This is a genomic window from Algoriphagus sp., from assembly GCF_024642405.1.
Lineage (GTDB): Bacteria > Bacteroidota > Bacteroidia > Cytophagales > Cyclobacteriaceae > Algoriphagus.
Genome location: NZ_JAHEBC010000364.1, coordinates 1 through 3727, shown reverse-complemented (window position 1 = coordinate 3727; position 3727 = coordinate 1). Strand labels below are relative to the sequence as shown.

The window sequence follows — 3727 nt, the reverse complement described above, 5'->3', positions numbered from 1 at the left end:
TGCCAAAGAAGCGATGTTGATGGCTAGTATCTTATTTGCCGCAGGGTGTTTTACAGGTATTTTAAAAGGAACTGGTATGACTGAGGCAATGGCTGGAGAAGTTGTGAATTTAATACCGGAACAGGTAGGCAAACAGATTCCACTTATAACAGGTGTTTTTGCAATGCCTGCAAGTTTATTGTTCGATCCTGATTCCTTTTATTTCGGAATTCTACCATTACTATCTACCAGCGCTGAATATTTTCAAGCCTCTGGATTGGAGGTCGGAAGAGCTGCTATTTTAGGACAGATGACGACTGGATTTGCGGTAAGTCCATTGACTGGTTCCACATTCTTATTAATAGGATTAGCAGGAGTGGAACTGGGAGAACATCAGAAAAAAACGATTCCGTGGGCATTTTTAATTACTCTTATTATGGTATTTGTGGCAATACTTATTGGAGCAATCTCTATTTAAAATCATGAAAAAAGAAGTTGTAAGAATCGGTTGTGGTGCAGGCTTTTCAGGAGATCGATTAGAACCTGCCATTCTGTTGGCAGAGGAAGGAAATCTGGATTATTTAGTATTAGAATGCCTTGCCGAAAGAACAGTTTCATTAGCTCAAAAACGAAAGAAAAAAGACCCAAACCTTGGCTATGATCCACTTTTGGAAAGAAGGATTGAAGGCCTTTTACCGATTCTAGCACAAAAAAATATCAGATTAATTACAAACATGGGGGCTGCTAACCCATTAGCAGGAGGAAAAAAAATTCTGGAAATTGCTCGGTTGCAAGGGATTAATATCAGCGTTGCAGTAGTTCATGGAGATGATGTTTTTGAGCTGATTAGCCAAGATGAAAAAGCATTGGAATCCGGAAGACCTATTAGCACCTATGGAAATTTAATTTCTGCTAATGCATACTTAGGAATTGACGCCATTTTACCTGCACTTCAGACCAACGCGTCAATTATCATCACTGGAAGAGTAGCAGATCCATCTTTGTTTCTTGCTCCTTTGGTCCATGAATTTGAATGGAATACTGAAGATTCTGATTTGATGGGACAGGGCACTGTCATCGGGCATCTGATGGAATGTGCAGGACAAATAACCGGAGGGTATTTTGCAGATCCGGTCACGAAACCAGTACCAGATATGGATAAACTTGGGCATCCAATCGTCGAAGTTAGCAGAACCGGATCTGCTAAAATCACCAAAGTAAAAGGTACCGGAGGTATTATTTCCAAACAAACTGCAAAAGAACAACTGCTCTATGAGGTCATTAATCCAAATGGATATTTCACTCCAGATGTAGTGGCTGATTTTTCAAAAGTGAGGATTTTAGAATCAGATAAAAACGAAATAACCGTAAATGGTGGTACCGGTCAAAAAGCTCCTGATACTCTAAAAGTCAGTGTGGGATATGAAGCTGGTTTTTTAGGGGAAGGGGAAATTTCCTATGCTGGGTCTCATGCCAAAGAACGTGCTTTCTCAGCAGGTGAAATTATCGAAAAGAGAATAAAGAGTTTATTTGATGAATTTCGGGTTGATTATATTGGCATGAGTTCCCTACATGGCCTGGCGCTTTCTCAATCATCAAATCCGTATGAAGTCCGGCTCAGAGTGGCTGGAAAAACATTTGACCAAAGCAAAGCAGCTCTAATAGGAGAAGAAGTGGAAGCTTTATATACCAACGGTCCTGCAGGGGGTGGTGGAGCCAGAAAAAACATCACTGAACTGGTAGGGGTAGTTTCTATTTTAATGGATAGAAAGAAAATAAAACCGCTTTTGACACTCTTGAACTCAAACCCAACATCACATGAAGGTTAAACTCTCAAAAATCGCCCATGGAAGAGCCGGTGACAAAGGAAATACCCTTCTACTTTCTGTAATCCCTTTTGAGGAGGAGCATTTTTCTGCAATTGAAGATCAAGTGACGGCTAAAAAGGTTAAGGAGTTTTTATCTCATCAATTGAAAGGAGAAGTCAAAAGATTCTCTTTACCCGAACTAAAAGCCTTACAATTTACCTGCGAAGAGGCTTTAGGAACGGGTGTCACAACATCCATAGCAATGGATGCCCATGGGAAATCATTGAGTTATGCATTGTTGGAAATGGAAATAGAAATTAAGAGCTTGGCCTGAGTGCGAATAGTGAAAATACCTAATGGCTTTTCTCAGCCATTTCTCTAAGCCTGTTTATACAATGATCGAGTGATCGGTAATGGTGGTAGATCCCTTTCCAGATATTTCCTTTCCCGACAGATTTCAACTCAGGTTGTTTATCCAGACCCCCTGAATACCAGTCTCCATTTTCATGATCAATCAAATAAGTATCCGTATAATTCCAGAGTTTCAAAAACTTCTCATAATAGTTATGAACATCCTCTGGGTACAATTCTGCCATCAATAATAAGGCATTCATCCCTTCTGCCTGTGCCCACCAATTTTTAGTGTCATGCGTAATTCGAAACCCATCTTGAAAATAATAACCTTCATCATAAAATCCTCCCACGGACTCATCCCAGCCATTTTCCAAGGCATGATCAATCATTTTCTTTGCGATAGCATGAGTTTTCTCATCATTTTCCCAACCTAAGGCTTCCGAAGCTTCAATCATTAAAAAGCCTGTTTCAACATCGTGTCCAAAAGATACATGGTCCAAATTATGATGCTCCAATATCACTTCATCGGTAGAATCTCTATACGATACAGGATTCCAATCTGAATACAAAAAGAGTGTTAGATAACCTCGCTCGGTTACGATCTGATCTCGAATAAGCAAAAGCATTTCTTCCAATCGATCTTTTAAAATTGGATCAGGCCAAACATGATACAACTCAGTAAATGCTTCCAAAATATGGATCGAGCTATTTTGATCCTTATAACCTAAGTCTGAAGTGGAGGGCGTATCATCCGGGCGGGAAATTGGAGTTCCATCTGGATCAAGATGCTGATAATATCCGCCATTGATAGAATCATGTGCATGTTTATCCAACCAATGAAAAGCATCTTTCGCAAATGAAAGTACTGCTGGGTCTCCAGAAGATTGAAAATATGCAGCTAATGCGAAGATCCCAAAGGCATTTCCGTAAGCAGTTTTCATTGGATTGCCTATTTGTTGTCCCTGTTTGTTTACAAGCCAATGAAATCCACCATTTTCATAATCCCACATTTTATCTCTTAAAAACTCGAATCCATGGGTTGCACCTTGTTTAAAGTACTCTACTTCAGGATACTTTTGTGAGGCTTTGGAATTAGTCCAGACATGCCTGGACTGTGTCACAATCATTTTCTCCTGATTTTCCCTAGGTTTAAAGTCATACGAGAAATTACTCAGAAATCCTCCATCAACTGTATCCATGGATTGTGGATACCATTTATCCAAAACCTCTGACTTGAGATGCTGCTCCATCTCTTCAGCTAGAATTGTTCTCGGATCCAGATTTTCATCTTTTCCCGAACAGGAAATAAAAGTCAGTAAGACTACTAAAAAAAGGTATAAAGAATCCTTCATAGCTTAATTAAATAAGGATGAATAGAAATATTATTTATGTTTCTATCAGCTTTTCCAGGATCTTTATTGCTGCCTCAGATAATACAGTTCCGGGTCCGAATACTGCAGTCACCCCTGCTTTAAATAGAAAATCATAATCTTTCGCAGGAATGACTCCTCCTGCTACCACCATAATATCTGGCCTTCCTAAATCTTTTAAAGCCTGAATGAGCTGGGGAACCAGTGTTTTATGAC

At 39.5% G+C, this 3727-nt stretch carries 3 protein-coding genes and 2 pseudogenes; 3 read left to right on the top strand and 2 right to left on the bottom strand.

Annotated elements, in window-relative coordinates; translation table 11 throughout:
* The 3 genes and pseudogenes from Q0L68_RS17815 to Q0L68_RS17805 form a co-directional block, all read left to right on the top strand.
* A pseudogene (locus Q0L68_RS17815) lies at positions 1 to 457 on the top strand (citrate transporter); the annotation flags it as partial.
* 4 nt (positions 458 to 461) lie between these two features.
* Complete coding sequence (locus Q0L68_RS17810) at positions 462 to 1808, top strand: acyclic terpene utilization AtuA family protein (RefSeq protein ID WP_296705612.1); 1347 nt, start codon at positions 462 to 464, stop codon at positions 1806 to 1808.
* Positions 1798 to 2121 (top strand): hypothetical protein, encoded by a 324-nt coding sequence (locus Q0L68_RS17805; protein WP_296705611.1) that lies wholly within the window; start codon positions 1798 to 1800, stop codon positions 2119 to 2121. The genes Q0L68_RS17810 and Q0L68_RS17805 overlap by 11 nt, the downstream gene beginning before the upstream one ends.
* A 19-nt stretch (positions 2122 to 2140) precedes the next feature.
* Here the strand turns inward: Q0L68_RS17805 and Q0L68_RS17800 are convergent, their stop codons facing one another.
* Complete coding sequence (locus Q0L68_RS17800; protein ID WP_296705610.1) at positions 2141 to 3493, bottom strand: AGE family epimerase/isomerase; 1353 nt, start codon at positions 3491 to 3493, stop codon at positions 2141 to 2143.
* A 34-nt stretch (positions 3494 to 3527) separates the two neighbouring features.
* Positions 3528 to 3727: pseudogene (locus tag Q0L68_RS17795) on the bottom strand (methylmalonyl-CoA mutase); the annotation flags it as partial.